The sequence below is a fragment of the Companilactobacillus farciminis KCTC 3681 = DSM 20184 genome (assembly GCF_002706745.1).
Classification (GTDB): Bacteria; Bacillota; Bacilli; order Lactobacillales; family Lactobacillaceae; genus Companilactobacillus; species Companilactobacillus farciminis.
Genome location: NZ_CP017702.1, coordinates 892,817 through 906,506, shown reverse-complemented (window position 1 = coordinate 906,506; position 13,690 = coordinate 892,817). Strand labels below are relative to the sequence as shown.

Genomic DNA, 13,690 nt, shown 5'->3' with positions numbered 1-13,690 from the left:
CATTAGGAGTGAGCTTCCAAAAATCATCAATATTGGTAATTCCAATTATTCTTCTTGCTCTAGTAATCTGCTCATCTAAATCAAAGTTATTTACTTGATTAGATCCATTCGACTCTCGATACTCTTCTTGTTCTCTTCGAGTTGATTGATTTGAATTTGAGTCATTTCTTTGTCCTCTTGCTTGATAGACTTGAGCTTTAAACTGGCTTTCATACTCTCTAGTAAACGATCTCCGTATTTCTTCCAAGCTTTGATTTCCGATTTTAAAAAACCTGATGTAGCTAAGCCCGTAATAATTTCATCAGTAGTTTTATGGACATCATCAAATAGACCATTTTCGTCTAGTTGATCAACAACTTCATCTTCAGACAAGTCCTTTCCAGCCACTGCTTTAAAAAAATTAATAATTGTAATAGAGTCATCGCTAAAAAGACCATCTAAAAAGCTGTAAAAGTTTTCTTTTCGTTTATCTTTATCGTCACCGGCAATATTTTTATAAAGTCGATAATTATATGTTGGTTCAACTTCCGTATCTTTGATTTTTAGAGTTAGCATTTTAAATCTCCTAAAAATGAATTTGATTCCAACCGCCACCACTCAAGAAAGTGAGAATGCTTTTAAATTAGCTATTCAGCTGAGACATTTGCCCCGTCACTAGTTGCGTCTGCTTTCACATCTGCTGGCTTGTCTGGAGCTTTTTCAACTGTGAATCCTGGAACGTCTACTTTTTCTGATTCAAGTCCGGTTGTTGCATCTTTAAAAGAAATCTTGTAATCACCGTCAGCAACAGTAGTACCACCGGTTAGGCCAGCGATTGCTGTAGAAAGGTCGCCTTTAGTTCCTTCAACAACTTTTTTGCCAGTCTTGTCGTAAATAATTTCTGTTTGATTAGTTCTGTCTGCCATATTTGAATACTTCCTTTAATTATTTTTTAGCTAGATGAAACATCTGCACCTGTCCCGGTTGCCTTAGATTGAACATTTTGCGGTTCTTCTGGAGCTTTTTCACTGCCTGCATCATCGTCAACAGGCTTATAAGCTGGGCCCATTACGTCCTCACCAGTAGTTGTGTCTTGTACTTCAATGGTGTCATCGTCAACAGTGTTATCAACGAAGTCACCATTGTCATCAACACCCAAATCAGTACCATGTGAGAAGTTATAGAACTTGGCTAGGTCATCCAAAATACCATCATCAAGATCTTCTTCATCAAGCTCGAATGCATTTTCATCTGAATTGATTGCACGTTCCATACCATTGACTTCGAATTGGAGATTGGATGTCATTGTTCCACCCAATGCTTCTGTGTTAGGAAGGTTGGGAACAAAACTTTGTGAGAATTGTGCTTGAATCTTACGATGCGGCTTAGTACCGTGCATTGTGTTTAGATCCATTCTCCATAGACCAATTAATTCACCCTTTTCCCAGGCTGCATATAAGTCCCAATACAAATCTTTCTTGTTCTTTTCCGGAGCAGAAAAGATTACATCTACAGTACGTTGTTGGTTGATTGAGCCGACACCTTTAATATTGGCCCTCTTAGTTGCTGTAGATTGTAATGTACGTGTATTAGTTCCTGATGTGGCACCCTGGAGTCCTAAAATATGAATCTTATTTGTTAGTGGTTCGTGCTTGATACGTTTGTAAAGATAAATAATGTTATCGGCATCACGGCCACGAACTTCAGCTTTAAACTTGTTGGATACTGCTGTATCTACCATTTTAATTCCTCTTTTCTAATAATTTACATAAAAAAAGACACCCATTTTATAAATGAATGTCTAAATAATTAATTTTTCTGTAATGTGATAATCAAATGTAATTGTTACATGTCTCAGCGATTTAGAAGTTGAATTATCAATTGTTTCTGATGATTGATTAAACGCATAAGATTGGCAATTGTAATTGGACAATCTCAAATACTTGAGATACTCACGGATACTAAATAATGTATCCATCATCAAGCCATGATCGTTATCAACATCATCAAAGTAGTCAACATAAAGCGTATATGTAGAACGCTGTTCATTCTTAGCACGCTCTGCATCAATATTTTGACCACTTGAAACAATAATTTGAGGATATTCATTACTGTCAACTGCATTTAAGTCAAATACAGGGGCATCCGTGATAATCTCTAACGTTCTAATTGCTGATTGCAGCATGTCATGTTGTGGTGAAATCAATTAATCACCTACTTTATCGATTTTCTAATAATTTCATCTGAATACTTGTCTACATCAAGAGCCATCCCCGAATCGTGCATGACATGATGGGCCGGATAGTTCTTGTTCTTCAAGCCGTATTCAAATGCCTGAATGTACTCATATCCGTCTATAGATTCAGCGTTAGCATAGATATCTGACTTCATACCGTCTCTACTTGGATGCTTAGCTACTGACTTCCACAAGTTACCATGTCCTACGTAACCAGATTTCGAGTGATATTGGCGCTCTTTGATTAACTTCTGAGCCCCGTCAACTTCATCATTAGCAATCTTGTTGATTGCCTTAGGAATATTCTTCTTCAATCTTGCCTTATCCTGGAGGACTAACTTAGCTAAATCTTCATTGCCGGAATCTTTTAATAATTTAGCCATTGAAGTTAAATCATCACTGAAATTATCTTGGGCTTGAACTCTAACAACTGGCACATGTTCATTATCCCAAGCCATCAGCTTCTCACCTCGGTATCACCACAGTAAATATCAGTTTTAAAATGATGTCTTCTGAGCTGAGATATTTGTAAAACGTTGGACTTGTTTGCACGATAATCATCCAAAAAAGCTACCTTATCGGCATTGTGAATACCTTCCAATCTAATTACATATGAATGGTCATACTGCTTACCAACCGCATTATTTTGAGCTGTGGCTCCATTGAACTCGGTAACCCTTGCAGAATGCAGGACTTGCTCAGAATACTTTGCAACATGATTTAAAGGATCTTTATTCTTGCTATTATCTTTTGTTAGCAAAACAATATCTTTTAACATCAATCGAACGTCACTATCCTTCCACGGTCACCGCTACCTCTTAGATTATCAATATATCTATTAAGTACCGGGAAGAATGGCTTCAAATCATTCTCATTGAATGAATAAGATAATCCCTCTTCACTAGAAGATGCCGTACCTTCTGAACCAGCTTTAGTAAACTTGGCTTCAGCCATTTGAGTGATGATACCTTTTAAAACGTCAGGTAGGGTATCTTGTCCAATATACAATTCAACTTCTTGCATAGCTTGATTGATATATATTTTAAAGATATCGTCCATTTCATCATTCTTGATATGCTTTAAAGTTTTGAAATCTTTAAGGATTGAATCTTCAATTTTAACTTCATCAGCCATTAAATCACCCCCTACTCAGCTGAAATAATGGCACCATCTGTAGTAGCTACCGACTTCACGTTAGTTGGTTTATCCGGACTAGTTTTATCGCCATCCGAACTTGATGGCGGATCTATTTTGACTTTGTAGATCCAGATAATAGAACTTGTGCTTGGAACAATTCATCAGGACTAGCAAGAGTTGGCAATGATGTAGCAGCTGCCTTTGTCCATGTACCCACAGGATCATGTCCTTCTTCATACATTGTGGCAAAGATATTCCCAACCATCATGTCGTTACTGTTTCCTGACATAAGACGGCTTTCTTCAGGAGTTGGTCCATAAAGTGTTTCACCCAAAGTATTATCATCAAACATGACAAATTTGTCTTCTGGGAAGAATCGTTCTTTAGTATATGATCCTGTTGCGCTTTGTGCACGGTACTTTCTGTCATAAGTAACAATAACGGGTAATCCAAGGCTTTGCATAATTTGGTTTAATGATCCATCAGATGGAATTACACCCAAGCTCTTAAATAGTGCTTTGATTGAGCTATTTTCTTCCAAAGCTTGGAGCACTTTTCTTGATGTCAAAGCTCTAGTTGGCACGATATCCAAAGTATTAACCCAAGCTTTAATATCTGAAATTGGATCACTTGATGGGTCATCCCATGACTTAGTAACAGTTACTTGATGTTCCTTAGGTAAGCCGTAATCAATCTTCCAGCTAGAATCAGCATCATCAGGTAAAACAACACCGTTGGCAAGTAATTGCATACGCATTAATTCAACACGAGCTTGCACACCTTCTACCATATGGTCGGTGTCGTTGTAAACCAATTGAGTTAAGTATTGTTGTTCTTGTGGGTTTCTTGGATTTCTAAGTGCTACCAAATCTTTTTCTTTAAGTTGAATCTTACGTTTGATATAGCCTAGTTCTGCATAACGTCTATCAGCTTCACGGCTTCCAATTTGTGCTTCACTATCGAATGATGACATTGGAGCTATTACAGGTGTTGTATATCTATCTTCAAGAATTTCAACATCTAGACTTAATACTTTTCTTGATGGAAATAGTGAATCACCTAAATATGTAGGATATTGACGATTATTAACGTATGAAAGCACATCTCTTTGATTGAATAAATCTAAAATTTCTGGCATTAAATTAAGCCTCCTCTAAATTTGAAAATGTAATTCGTTTTAGCGCCGCCACTGCTTCGGCAGTTGGTGCAACTGGCAAACGTTTGGCATTAATGAAGCCATCAACGATCCCTGAAACTAATTCAGGTCCATGTGACACATCTACCTCGTTTAAAGTAACTGCGTGAGCTTTCGCATCGTTAGATGGAACAATTGAGCCAGCAGGTAGTACACCATTAACCACTCCTGGAGTAGTAGCATCTACCTTAGTGGAAAATGCTACATACTTCTCACTATCTAAAAAATTGAGTTCATCTACATGAACATTTTTTTCATAAAACATAGTTTATCCTCCTATTTTCTTAATTTTGACCAAGGATTATTGTTCAATCCTTGACCTTGCTTATTTGCCATTTCAGCAAATTTGGAGCCAATATCTTCAGTATGTTCACTACCACCAGTTTGAGGTGTCTTTCCACCCTTAGTAGCTTCGAGAACGCCCTTATGAACAGCTTCACTAAATGCCTTCTTAAATTCTTTGACATTTTTTGTACGCTTATCCTCATCAAGATCGCTCAACATACTGGCAAAACTTGTAGGCAATCCATTCTCGGATAATTTTGTTGACGTATCAGATAAGGCATCTCGCATATTTAAGGCTGCTTCTCGTTTATTAAGTTTGTCTTCACGTTCCTTTGTATCAGCTTCGATACGCTCATCTTTAGTCATATTGGCTCTATCAGCGCCCTTTTGTTCTGCTTCGCTTAACAAATTAGGTAGTTTGCTAGTCTTATATTCATTAACAGCACTACCGATCAATTTTCGCAATTCAGAGCGAGTGAACATCTTGCCGTCATCTTCACCATCAGAACTGTCTTTATCATTCTCTTTGCCTGATTCATCGGAACTGTTGTCAGAATTTTCATTTTCTGGGCCTTTGCTGCCCTCGTTATCTGATCCGTTTCCGCCTTCCTCAGAAAAGAATTGCAAATTTAGTTTGATTGGTTCTTGTAATAGTGATTTCATACTTAGATTCCTCCATACTTTTAAGTGGTATAACTTTTATTCATCAGTTGTTTTTTTACGCCAGCAACCGACAAAAATGGCAATAAAAAAAGCCATACATTAGCATGGCTTATAAGCTATCTAGTTCTTCACTAACATCATGATTAGAAGTATCCCAATCATCATCTTCATTGGCTTCAATCACAGTACATTGGCAGTTGTAATGCATGAGCGGAAAGTTAACACCTTCCTCTGCGTCTGCAACATCATAGACATTTCCGTCTAAATCGGCACAATCCTGACAGGTATTAGGAGCTTCAAGTGACACAAACTTATATTTCTTAACTTTGTCACTCTTTAGCTTTTCCAATCTTGTCCTGTTTAATGCCTGTGCAGTAGCGGTTCGAATCATGCCAGCAGCTCTACCCATTTGGCCATTAGTAGCTTTATTGCCACCGGTCAAAATGTCTGCTACTTCCCTTTGCCAATTAAGAGAATCCTTTGGCGATTTAGCGGCTCTTTCGGCGACATCCCGAACCTTACGAATAGTTTGAAGTGTCTGCTTATTAATTGAGCTAAACATATCAGAATCAACGTGACGATCTAACACAGCATTGCGTGCTGTCCGTTGCAATGTAGAATCAATATTCATTGATCGTTTTGATTGGCGATTATAAGTATTGATTTTTTTCTGTGCACTTTTATAGTTCTTTGAGTTAACTACATCAGGGATGTTCTTCGTGCTTACGCTCAACTGCAACTTTTGAGCAACCATCTGTTTAACAAATGCCTGTGTAATCTTAGCAATTAACACATCACCGTTGGTTTTCAGCTGATTGCCTTTGAACGCCGCCTTAATGGTAGCCTGGTCATCTTTACCGGCATTACTAAACGTGTCTTTCAAATTGGATAAGAAGTTGGCTATCTCATCAGGATTAGCTTTACCATTCCAATTTGAATTGTTAGCAATAAAGGCAGCAATCATATCAATAACATTTGATTGTGTATTTTTATAAAGCTGTTCAATCTGCTTCACACGCTCATCTTGCTTACCATAAATAGCTTGGGCAATCGCTATGGCTTGTTTTTCAGTAAGTTTCATTACTTACCACCGCCAAACAATCCTTTAATCTTATCTAAAATGGTTGAGCTTAAATTATCTTGGTCGGGCTTGCTTTGGTCAGGCTTGCTACTTTCAATCGTATTAATTGGATTTGGTGTTTGAACTCGATTAAATACTTTCTGCATTGGATCATTATCGACCTCTTGCTTGTTTTCATCTTCAACACGTTTCTGCTCTGTTTCTGGTGATACACCTGTATACTTTTCAACAATTTCACGGATAGTTTGATTTGACTCAGTACCCAGATTAGCAAGTATTTGAGCATTTTGAAGCGTTTCTTGGTCGTTCTTAGGTAAGTTAGGTGTATATATAATTTGATAGTTCTCTACGTCTTCTGCATGAGCTATTTGACCAGTAACCTCTAAATAATTACCTAAGATTCTAAGACGTCTCATAATACCACGTGTATATAAACTTTCTTGAATAGCACGCTCTTGATCACTACCCCAAAGCTTATAAAGTATTGCAACACCTGATGAATTAGAAGAAAAGTTTTCATCTGATGTATCGGGAGTATTTGTGTCCATATGAATTTGAGCACGAATTAGGTCAACGTATACTTTCCACTCGGCCACATTCAAATCCTTAGTAACGTAACCAACATCTGGCTGAATCACAGTGTTGCCATTATCACCAATATTTTGCTGTACATCAGGTTGCAACCACATGATTGCATTCTTACGGTCAATTTGTGGGTGCTTTGGTTCTTCTCCATCAGCATCACTAATATCAAAATTGCCAATAATTTTCAGAATGGCATTAGCAAAGTCTTCTTGTGAATTGGCCATTTCCGATACAGCTTTATCAATGGCATCAATTTTATCAAGTGAGGCTTCCCAGTCGCCCATACGTTCGTCATTATTGATATATTCAGTCAATGGAACGCCAAAGAAGTAGTGCTCATCAGCATGATCAAATACTAGATCAGTTCCAGGGGTTTCACCATCATTGAAATAATAAATGGCATCATCTGTATATACTTCTGCATAATATTTTGGCTTATTCATGTACTCAATGAGATAATATCTCACTCCAAATAATGAATGCTGTTCAATCGATGAATCATAAACAACAAATGCATTAGCTGGATCAATCGGTCTAATTGCTACATCATTTGTTCCTTCTTTGACGTACTCTAGCTCATAGGCTCGACCGGTAATACTCAGATTCTTCTTCATCACTTTTTCATGATAACTTTCATCATTTCGGCTATTAAAATTGTCTAAAGCGTTTTTTAAATCATCATCGCTAGCGTCATCTTCATTGTATTGAAACTTGATAGGATTACCGACAGAATAACCAACACGTGTATTAGTAATAAACTTAGGAAAACCGAAAGTAACACGGTTGTCAGCTCTGCTACTTGAGATATTTGTATTAGCAAAGTGAATATCATTCTCACCTTTGTAATAACGCTCAAGCTCTAATATTCTCGGCAATTGATATTGATAATGTTGAGTAATAAAATACTGCAATACTTCTTTAATTTTCTCGGGGTCACTCTTGATTTCATTCCAATCATCAGCTGGCATTGTGTATTGCTTGTTAGCTTTGAGTAAACCACCAACCCAGCGTCTGCCATTTAGCATGTTGATTGATTGTCCTAGTGCATATGGATCTGTATCTGTCGCCATAACATCAACTCCTTTTTAGTTAATTAGCCCTAGACTTCTTAAACTCTTAATTTGTTGCTTTCTGTTTTGACTGTGGTTATTAGTTTCCATTGACATAACTGATTCAGCAACACCGGTTAAAGCATCTGAAGCATCATCATGCAGATTCTTACCAGCACGTTGATACTTCTTGATTGCATCAAAAAAGACTGGAAAACGTGACTTCCAGTCCTCAGGATAATGCATATGTTCTTCTACCCAACTTGAATTAGATAGAATACGTGCATCCTTATTTTGACCATTGTGAAACCAATTAATAACAGTACGATTCGTTTTATACTCATTCTTTAATTTGGTATCAACCTGACGTGCAAATCCTTTACCACCATTGTTAGATTCAATTCTAGCAAGGTTAACCTTATTTCGGTAATAGCTTTCAGTCACCAAAGATTCAGTGACTTCCATTGGCTCTTGAGTCATGACAACATCAAGAATATAAGGCTCTTGTTGATATATTCCATATACGATTGATACAAGATAATCACTACCCTCATCGGCAGTATCACAATAAGCATAGATACCACTGAACTCAGGTTGTTTCGTGTATGTATTGAACTTCTGATATAAAGTACCCTTCAAGTCAATTGGCTCTTGCTGGTAGTTAGCAGCTGCAATTTCAGGACTCATTACCGATGTTTTCTGCTTATATTCAGCAAGTGACAAGACATCATCACACAACATCGTTCCATCATCTTGTAGAGCCTTCATGTTAATATGTTTGACCTTGTATCCAGCTTTTGGCATCTCAGTCAGCACACGTCCAGCCAGATCGCCACTGGCCCACCGTGTCATGATGATTAAAACTTTGCCACCTTTTTCAAGACGTGAAAGCATTGTATCAATGTACCAATGATAAATATCATCTAATCGATTAGCGTTATTAGCTTCTTGAGCTGACTTGATAACATCATCAATAATAATTAGATCAGCACCAAAACCAGTGGCCGTACCACTTGGTGATGTAGCAAGGTAGTTGTTAACCGGACTGCCTTCAAGACTCCACATATTCATAGCAGCATCACCATACTTGATATGGGTATCTGGAAAAATATCATTATAAACAAGAACACTGTCATCAGCTTTAACTTCTTGAATCGTATTACGAACTGATTTGGAAAACACAGTAGATAGTGTTTCATTATATGAGCCTGTCATGATTCTTTCAGTGCTATCCCTACCAAGTAACCATTCAACGTAATTAGTGGCTGTCAAAGACTTTCCATGACGTGGTGGCTCATTAACTACTAGCACTTGATCATCACTAGTTAAAAAGTTTTCCAAGTCATTACATAAATCAACTAGATACTTACGATTTGGCTTATAGAAGTCTGGCATTCGCAATTTACAGAAATCAAAGAAATGTCGTCGTGCCAGTTCAATCTCTGCACCACGTCTGATCCAATCACTTCTGTTCATGAGCAATCTTCTTCAATTCAGCATCAGTAAGATTGGCATATGGATTATGAACGTTTAAACCACCAGATAACTCAGTCTCATGCTTATCACGCCACTCATCAGGCTTACGATTCTTTAACCAGAATATAGCAGCAGTCGTATCAGGCGGAATATCTTTTTCAACCAAACCAAGTTTGATACGTCTGGTAGTTTTTACACCTTTAATAGCAGCATCTTGAATCTCCTGCTTAGATGCATCTGGGTGCTTCAACTTCCATTTGTTTTCATAGTCACGTCTTCTAACATCAATTAATTCATCGTCAAGCGGGACTACCTTATATTGTGTCTCGATGGCCGTGAAACCCTTGGCACGCTTGAACAGAGCATTTTCAATCTCACGATCAACAACGGATTTGCCCCTTTTTAGGGACTCCCAAATCTCCCGCTTCTTATTTTCCCAACGATACAAAGTTGTAGTTCCAATGCCAATATTATGTGCTATTTGCTCATCGGTTAAGCCATCCCTTGCCCAACCTTCAAGCTGTATCAACCCTTCTGGTGTAACCCATTTGTCAATTTCAGACTTAGCCAACGTCATCACCTGCTTTCTTAAAAAATGGAAAAATCTTTAGACTTCATTTTTGCTGTATCCTCTTTTTTAAAAGGAGATGAGTAAAATGAAATGGATATTTATTTTAATTATTATTTTGATTTTTTTGTGTATTTAGAAGCCATCAAATTAGGTTTTGAATGAATTTTATTGATTGGATTTCTTTTCAGTTCACGATCAACATCACCAATCATTTTGGCTTCCATGGGTGTCATCAATCCACAAGATGTGCGAATCATCTTAGCCATCATTAACTACTTCCCAATCGTTGCTAAATAGTTCAATATTTGTTTCTTTCCAAGGGACACGTCCAAATCTTGATTCAACGTATAAATACGGTGCTGTCATTTTACTGTGCTCATCCGGATACTGAGCCTTAATAGATACATCCTTATTCCATTGTGGTAATCGCATTGCCTTGCCATGTTTAACTTCTTCAAATGCTTTACTAAATGTCATATTCTTTTCCTCCAAAATAAAAAGATCAGCCATGATTGACTGATCTAAAATTAATAGTTTGATTAGGATTTGAACCTACGTTGATGGTTTTGGAGACCACTATTCTACCAATTGAAATATCCTTGTAATGGTTCAAGTAGGTGTCGAACCTACAACCGCACGGTTATGAGCCGTATGATCTACCATTGAGCTATTGAACCCTTTTATAAAATTTGCTTTTTGAAGGTATTCCTTGTTTCTTACAAATCCTTCTTATAGTAGTTGAAGATACATTATATAACTTAGAAACCTGTGTAAAATTTCCATTATAGTTATAAAGTAATTTTTTAAGTTCTTTATAAGAGTATTCTGAATTATTTTGAATGCTTTCTAAAAAGCATTTACGACAATAACTAGCTCCCTTACTAATATGCTTACCACAGGTTTTGCACTTATTAGCTATTACCTTTTTATTATAATGCTCTACCATATCAATTTGATTATATTCTCGTGAACACCACAAAAGATTGGTATATTCATTATTAAATTTATTATAATCAATATGATGTATTTCTTGATAATTATTGTCATTATTACAAAAAGCCGTTGCTACCAAGTGATGAATATACTCGTGCCTAACTTTATTATTTTCATATAAGTTTATTTCAAAGTAACCTAATTTTGTCTTATATGGTTTTAATAACCTACCTCTTCTAATTGTCTTAGTTCCATTATTATTAACATAATGGTCAATCGACCGAATATGACCTAAAGAAGAGATTTGAAACACCTTTGAATTTTCTATAAACTTCCATTTCTCCATACAAACCCTTTCGTTTTAAATAATTTATAATTAAAATACTCTAACCGATTGAGCTATCAAACTAGTGAAAATGTGGATATCCGGAATCGAACCGGATTGCTAAGTCTTAGAAACAAGTTGGTATTCAAAAAAAGGAATGTCTACAATTGTTGAGTGATTATCCAAAAATAAAGAGATGTTTTTTTGCTTAACAGTAGCCATGCATCCACATAGCATGACCAGCTTTATCATCACTGATCATATGAGGGTTAAAACAGCTGTTTAACGTCTGCCAAGACGATTGTTATCTGTCGTGGACCTTGGTTGAGTGGGTTGTCCTTCCCATGCTTGCTCCTTTTTTAAATTGGTAGAGTAACCAGATTTCTATATAGTCAGGCATGGAATCGAACCATACACCATCATTTGTATTTAGCGTTACCCTTTGCGCCACCGACTACCGTTGTTGTTTTACAAAAGAATCAATTAACGTTTTCTTTTATATTTTATGACCGTTTTCCGCCGGCCAATGTGAGAATGAGGATTCGAACCTCAAGCTAAATTGGAAGGAAAAACATTTAAATATTGTTGAGGGAAATACTAATTATTTTTTTAATTTAGCCCACCCATGTGTTCTCACGAAATGAAGAGCGTTATCATAACTCTTCTAACAAATGAGCTCCTTTTAAGTGGTAGAGTAACCGCATATCTCTTAATCTTTCGATAATACTAATATAACACGTAAAGTGGTCGCTCGTGTAACGCTCTTTCATCGCTAAAACATCGCTAAAACATCGCTAATACGTCGGCATTACATCGCTTTTTTTATTTTCTGGAATATAAACATGCAAATCGTAATAATCAATAAAAGCATCAGCAAAGTATAGCAAAGCCATATTCTTTAGCTCATTACATCGCGTTTGTCCATAGCCTAATAATTCTTGCAAATCAATGTTCGTCATATTATGGATATAATAATTTTTCAAAATAACCATATAATCATGCGGACAGTTGCTAATAAGTTTCATCGTTATTTGGATATATTCCTTTGCACCTAATTTACCCACAATTTTATCCTCTTGAGTATTTCTTGTATTAATTCCACTCCCAATACAATCAAAACTTGGAGACTGCACATACGTGAGACTCATGTGAGATTGAGCAATTAATCTTGGAAATTCATGCTCAAAATAATTTTTAACATTCTTAATTGTTTTTTCTTCATCAATATCTGGTAATAGTAATCCCACGATACATACAGCCTCCACTTATGATATAATTGATTTGCTGGAACCAATTAATTAGCTGCTCACTTTGTGGGTGGCTTTTTTATTTTGCCTTAATAATCCAAATAAGCATTGATATGAATGCTACTTGGTTTTAATCATTTTTCAGCCTCTGGGAATAACTTTCCAAAATCATAAGGGTCCATATTTACAACTGTTCCATCAGGACGTGTTACTAAAACTTGTCCTTTAAACAGATTAGCTGGATATGGAAAACTATCATATGGAATTGGAATATCTAGCACCCAGTGCTCACTTAACCAATCACTTTTAGGGAAATATCTAATCGGATAGCGTGACCTCATTTCTTCACTACCATCGAATACTTCTGCTTTAACAGTTGTTGTATACTTTTTAATCATCGTCCTCTTCCTTCCAAACTACTGGCGTAATGGTTCTATTAAAAACATCAACAGGAGCCTAAATATGAGCATATTTCAAAATTTCATCTACTATATCGTCAGGAATTTCGTACTGATCATAAAGCCATTGTCTATCATCATCACTTATAAAAATTTCCATTTCATCTCGAATATTGCACCGACTATTTAGTACTGACTCCATCGGAATTGGTGCTAATTTTTTTGCTTTCATTTCTCCACCTCATAGCCATTAACTAATGCATCAACACACTTTGAGTAAAACTCTTCATCTCCATGTGCTCTCATATATTCTTCTAAATCATCAAATTCACTTCGACCAAGCATGTACATCATATATACCTCTTCTAGTGCTCCATCTAGCCCTTGTTCATCTTGCTGTTTAGTTAAATTAAAATGAGTTGCAAACTCATCGAAAACTTTAGGCATAACAATTTTGGAATTGGCTTCTTCTAGCTCCTTGCGCTCTTGCTCGCTATATCCTTTTAAAATTCTCATATTATCCATGATTA

General features: G+C 36.5%; 21 protein-coding genes and 2 tRNA genes. All 23 read right to left on the bottom strand.

Annotated elements, in window-relative coordinates:
- Positions 1 to 90 precede the first annotated feature (90 nt).
- Positions 91 to 555, bottom strand: coding sequence for a hypothetical protein (locus tag LF20184_RS04350; RefSeq protein WP_010019161.1), 465 nt, complete (start codon positions 553 to 555; stop codon positions 91 to 93).
- 71 nt (positions 556 to 626) lie between these two features.
- Entirely contained in the window at positions 627 to 905 is a 279-nt protein-coding gene (locus tag LF20184_RS04345) for a hypothetical protein (RefSeq protein WP_010019159.1), read from the bottom strand.
- A gap of 26 nt (positions 906 to 931) precedes the next feature.
- A complete protein-coding gene (locus tag LF20184_RS04340) occupies positions 932 to 1,720 on the bottom strand; it encodes a hypothetical protein (protein WP_010019157.1) in 789 nt (262 codons plus the stop codon).
- 60 nt (positions 1,721 to 1,780) lie between these two features.
- Positions 1,781 to 2,185, bottom strand: coding sequence for a hypothetical protein (locus tag LF20184_RS04335; protein WP_010019155.1), 405 nt, complete (start codon positions 2,183 to 2,185; stop codon positions 1,781 to 1,783).
- Positions 2,186 to 2,193: 8 nt separating this feature from the next.
- On the bottom strand, positions 2,194 to 2,673 hold the full coding sequence (locus tag LF20184_RS04330; RefSeq protein WP_010019153.1) for a hypothetical protein: 480 nt from the start codon (positions 2,671 to 2,673) through the stop codon (positions 2,194 to 2,196).
- The gene (locus LF20184_RS04325) at positions 2,673 to 2,993 is read right to left on the bottom strand and encodes a hypothetical protein (protein WP_010019152.1); all 321 of its coding nucleotides are present in this window, start codon (positions 2,991 to 2,993) and stop codon (positions 2,673 to 2,675) included. The genes LF20184_RS04330 and LF20184_RS04325 overlap by 1 nt, the downstream gene beginning before the upstream one ends.
- Complete coding sequence (locus tag LF20184_RS04320; RefSeq protein ID WP_010019151.1) at positions 2,993 to 3,349, bottom strand: phage head-tail connector protein; 357 nt, start codon at positions 3,347 to 3,349, stop codon at positions 2,993 to 2,995. The genes LF20184_RS04325 and LF20184_RS04320 overlap by 1 nt, the downstream gene beginning before the upstream one ends.
- Before the next feature lie 112 nt (positions 3,350 to 3,461).
- Positions 3,462 to 4,490: a major capsid protein gene (locus LF20184_RS04315; RefSeq protein ID WP_010019150.1), complete on the bottom strand. Its 1,029-nt coding sequence runs from the start codon at positions 4,488 to 4,490 to the stop codon at positions 3,462 to 3,464.
- A gap of 4 nt (positions 4,491 to 4,494) precedes the next feature.
- On the bottom strand, positions 4,495 to 4,812 hold the full coding sequence (locus LF20184_RS04310; RefSeq protein WP_010019148.1) for a hypothetical protein: 318 nt from the start codon (positions 4,810 to 4,812) through the stop codon (positions 4,495 to 4,497).
- An 11-nt stretch (positions 4,813 to 4,823) separates the two neighbouring features.
- Positions 4,824 to 5,495 (bottom strand): DUF4355 domain-containing protein, encoded by a 672-nt coding sequence (locus LF20184_RS04305; RefSeq protein WP_010019146.1) that lies wholly within the window; start codon positions 5,493 to 5,495, stop codon positions 4,824 to 4,826.
- Positions 5,496 to 5,604: 109 nt separating this feature from the next.
- A complete protein-coding gene (locus LF20184_RS04300) occupies positions 5,605 to 6,576 on the bottom strand; it encodes a minor capsid protein (RefSeq protein ID WP_010019145.1) in 972 nt (323 codons plus the stop codon).
- A complete protein-coding gene (locus LF20184_RS04295) occupies positions 6,576 to 8,231 on the bottom strand; it encodes a phage portal protein (protein ID WP_010019144.1) in 1,656 nt (551 codons plus the stop codon). The genes LF20184_RS04300 and LF20184_RS04295 overlap by 1 nt, the downstream gene beginning before the upstream one ends.
- Before the next feature lie 15 nt (positions 8,232 to 8,246).
- The gene (terL, locus tag LF20184_RS04290; RefSeq protein ID WP_056945228.1) at positions 8,247 to 9,686 is read right to left on the bottom strand and encodes a phage terminase large subunit; all 1,440 of its coding nucleotides are present in this window, start codon (positions 9,684 to 9,686) and stop codon (positions 8,247 to 8,249) included.
- A complete protein-coding gene (locus LF20184_RS04285) occupies positions 9,673 to 10,263 on the bottom strand; it encodes a hypothetical protein (RefSeq protein WP_029606476.1) in 591 nt (196 codons plus the stop codon). The genes terL and LF20184_RS04285 overlap by 14 nt, the downstream gene beginning before the upstream one ends.
- Positions 10,264 to 10,367: 104 nt before the next feature.
- Entirely contained in the window at positions 10,368 to 10,526 is a 159-nt protein-coding gene (locus LF20184_RS12730) for a hypothetical protein (protein WP_156403041.1), read from the bottom strand.
- Entirely contained in the window at positions 10,516 to 10,734 is a 219-nt protein-coding gene (locus LF20184_RS04280) for a Thoeris anti-defense Tad2 family protein (protein ID WP_010019138.1), read from the bottom strand. Before LF20184_RS04280 ends, LF20184_RS12730 begins: the two co-directional genes overlap by 11 nt.
- 57 nt (positions 10,735 to 10,791) lie before the next feature.
- Positions 10,792 to 10,854 (bottom strand) — tRNA-Trp (locus LF20184_RS12725).
- An 8-nt stretch (positions 10,855 to 10,862) separates the two neighbouring features.
- Positions 10,863 to 10,934, bottom strand: a tRNA-Met gene (locus tag LF20184_RS04275).
- Positions 10,925 to 11,536 carry an NUMOD4 domain-containing protein gene (locus LF20184_RS04270; RefSeq protein ID WP_010019136.1) on the bottom strand — a complete coding sequence of 204 codons (612 nt, stop codon included), beginning with the start codon at positions 11,534 to 11,536 and terminating at the stop codon, positions 10,925 to 10,927. The genes LF20184_RS04275 and LF20184_RS04270 overlap by 10 nt, the downstream gene beginning before the upstream one ends.
- A 773-nt stretch (positions 11,537 to 12,309) precedes the next feature.
- Complete coding sequence (locus LF20184_RS04265; RefSeq protein ID WP_010019135.1) at positions 12,310 to 12,762, bottom strand: ArpU family phage packaging/lysis transcriptional regulator; 453 nt, start codon at positions 12,760 to 12,762, stop codon at positions 12,310 to 12,312.
- A gap of 134 nt (positions 12,763 to 12,896) precedes the next feature.
- Complete coding sequence (locus tag LF20184_RS04260; protein ID WP_010019134.1) at positions 12,897 to 13,160, bottom strand: hypothetical protein; 264 nt, start codon at positions 13,158 to 13,160, stop codon at positions 12,897 to 12,899.
- A gap of 58 nt (positions 13,161 to 13,218) precedes the next feature.
- On the bottom strand, positions 13,219 to 13,392 hold the full coding sequence (locus LF20184_RS12720; protein WP_010019133.1) for a hypothetical protein: 174 nt from the start codon (positions 13,390 to 13,392) through the stop codon (positions 13,219 to 13,221).
- On the bottom strand, positions 13,389 to 13,685 hold the full coding sequence (locus tag LF20184_RS04255) for a hypothetical protein (protein WP_010019131.1): 297 nt from the start codon (positions 13,683 to 13,685) through the stop codon (positions 13,389 to 13,391). The genes LF20184_RS12720 and LF20184_RS04255 overlap by 4 nt, the downstream gene beginning before the upstream one ends.
- Positions 13,686 to 13,690 lie beyond the last annotated feature (5 nt).

What these genes read in the sequence shown, in the direction of transcription:
- LF20184_RS04350 (WP_010019161.1), bottom strand. Translation starts at nt 555, where the DNA reads ATGCTAACTCTAAAAATCAAAGATACGGAAGTTGAACCAACATATAAT.
- LF20184_RS04345 (WP_010019159.1), bottom strand. Translation starts at nt 905, where the DNA reads ATGGCAGACAGAACTAATCAAACAGAAATTATTTACGACAAGACTGGC.
- LF20184_RS04340 (WP_010019157.1), bottom strand. Translation starts at nt 1,720, where the DNA reads ATGGTAGATACAGCAGTATCCAACAAGTTTAAAGCTGAAGTTCGTGGC.
- LF20184_RS04330 (WP_010019153.1), bottom strand. Translation starts at nt 2,673, where the DNA reads ATGGCTTGGGATAATGAACATGTGCCAGTTGTTAGAGTTCAAGCCCAA.
- LF20184_RS04325 (WP_010019152.1), bottom strand. Translation starts at nt 2,993, where the DNA reads ATGTTAAAAGATATTGTTTTGCTAACAAAAGATAATAGCAAGAATAAA.
- LF20184_RS04320 (WP_010019151.1), bottom strand. Translation starts at nt 3,349, where the DNA reads ATGGCTGATGAAGTTAAAATTGAAGATTCAATCCTTAAAGATTTCAAA.
- LF20184_RS04315 (WP_010019150.1), bottom strand. Translation starts at nt 4,490, where the DNA reads ATGCCAGAAATTTTAGATTTATTCAATCAAAGAGATGTGCTTTCATAC.
- LF20184_RS04310 (WP_010019148.1), bottom strand. Translation starts at nt 4,812, where the DNA reads ATGTTTTATGAAAAAAATGTTCATGTAGATGAACTCAATTTTTTAGAT.
- LF20184_RS04305 (WP_010019146.1), bottom strand. Translation starts at nt 5,495, where the DNA reads ATGAAATCACTATTACAAGAACCAATCAAACTAAATTTGCAATTCTTT.
- LF20184_RS04300 (WP_010019145.1), bottom strand. Translation starts at nt 6,576, where the DNA reads ATGAAACTTACTGAAAAACAAGCCATAGCGATTGCCCAAGCTATTTAT.
- LF20184_RS04295 (WP_010019144.1), bottom strand. Translation starts at nt 8,231, where the DNA reads ATGGCGACAGATACAGATCCATATGCACTAGGACAATCAATCAACATG.
- terL (WP_056945228.1), bottom strand. Translation starts at nt 9,686, where the DNA reads ATGAACAGAAGTGATTGGATCAGACGTGGTGCAGAGATTGAACTGGCA.
- LF20184_RS04285 (WP_029606476.1), bottom strand. Translation starts at nt 10,263, where the DNA reads ATGACGTTGGCTAAGTCTGAAATTGACAAATGGGTTACACCAGAAGGG.
- LF20184_RS12730 (WP_156403041.1), bottom strand. Translation starts at nt 10,526, where the DNA reads ATGATGGCTAAGATGATTCGCACATCTTGTGGATTGATGACACCCATG.
- LF20184_RS04280 (WP_010019138.1), bottom strand. Translation starts at nt 10,734, where the DNA reads ATGACATTTAGTAAAGCATTTGAAGAAGTTAAACATGGCAAGGCAATG.
- LF20184_RS04270 (WP_010019136.1), bottom strand. Translation starts at nt 11,536, where the DNA reads ATGGAGAAATGGAAGTTTATAGAAAATTCAAAGGTGTTTCAAATCTCT.
- LF20184_RS04260 (WP_010019134.1), bottom strand. Translation starts at nt 13,160, where the DNA reads ATGATTAAAAAGTATACAACAACTGTTAAAGCAGAAGTATTCGATGGT.
- LF20184_RS12720 (WP_010019133.1), bottom strand. Translation starts at nt 13,392, where the DNA reads ATGAAAGCAAAAAAATTAGCACCAATTCCGATGGAGTCAGTACTAAAT.
- LF20184_RS04255 (WP_010019131.1), bottom strand. Translation starts at nt 13,685, where the DNA reads ATGGATAATATGAGAATTTTAAAAGGATATAGCGAGCAAGAGCGCAAG.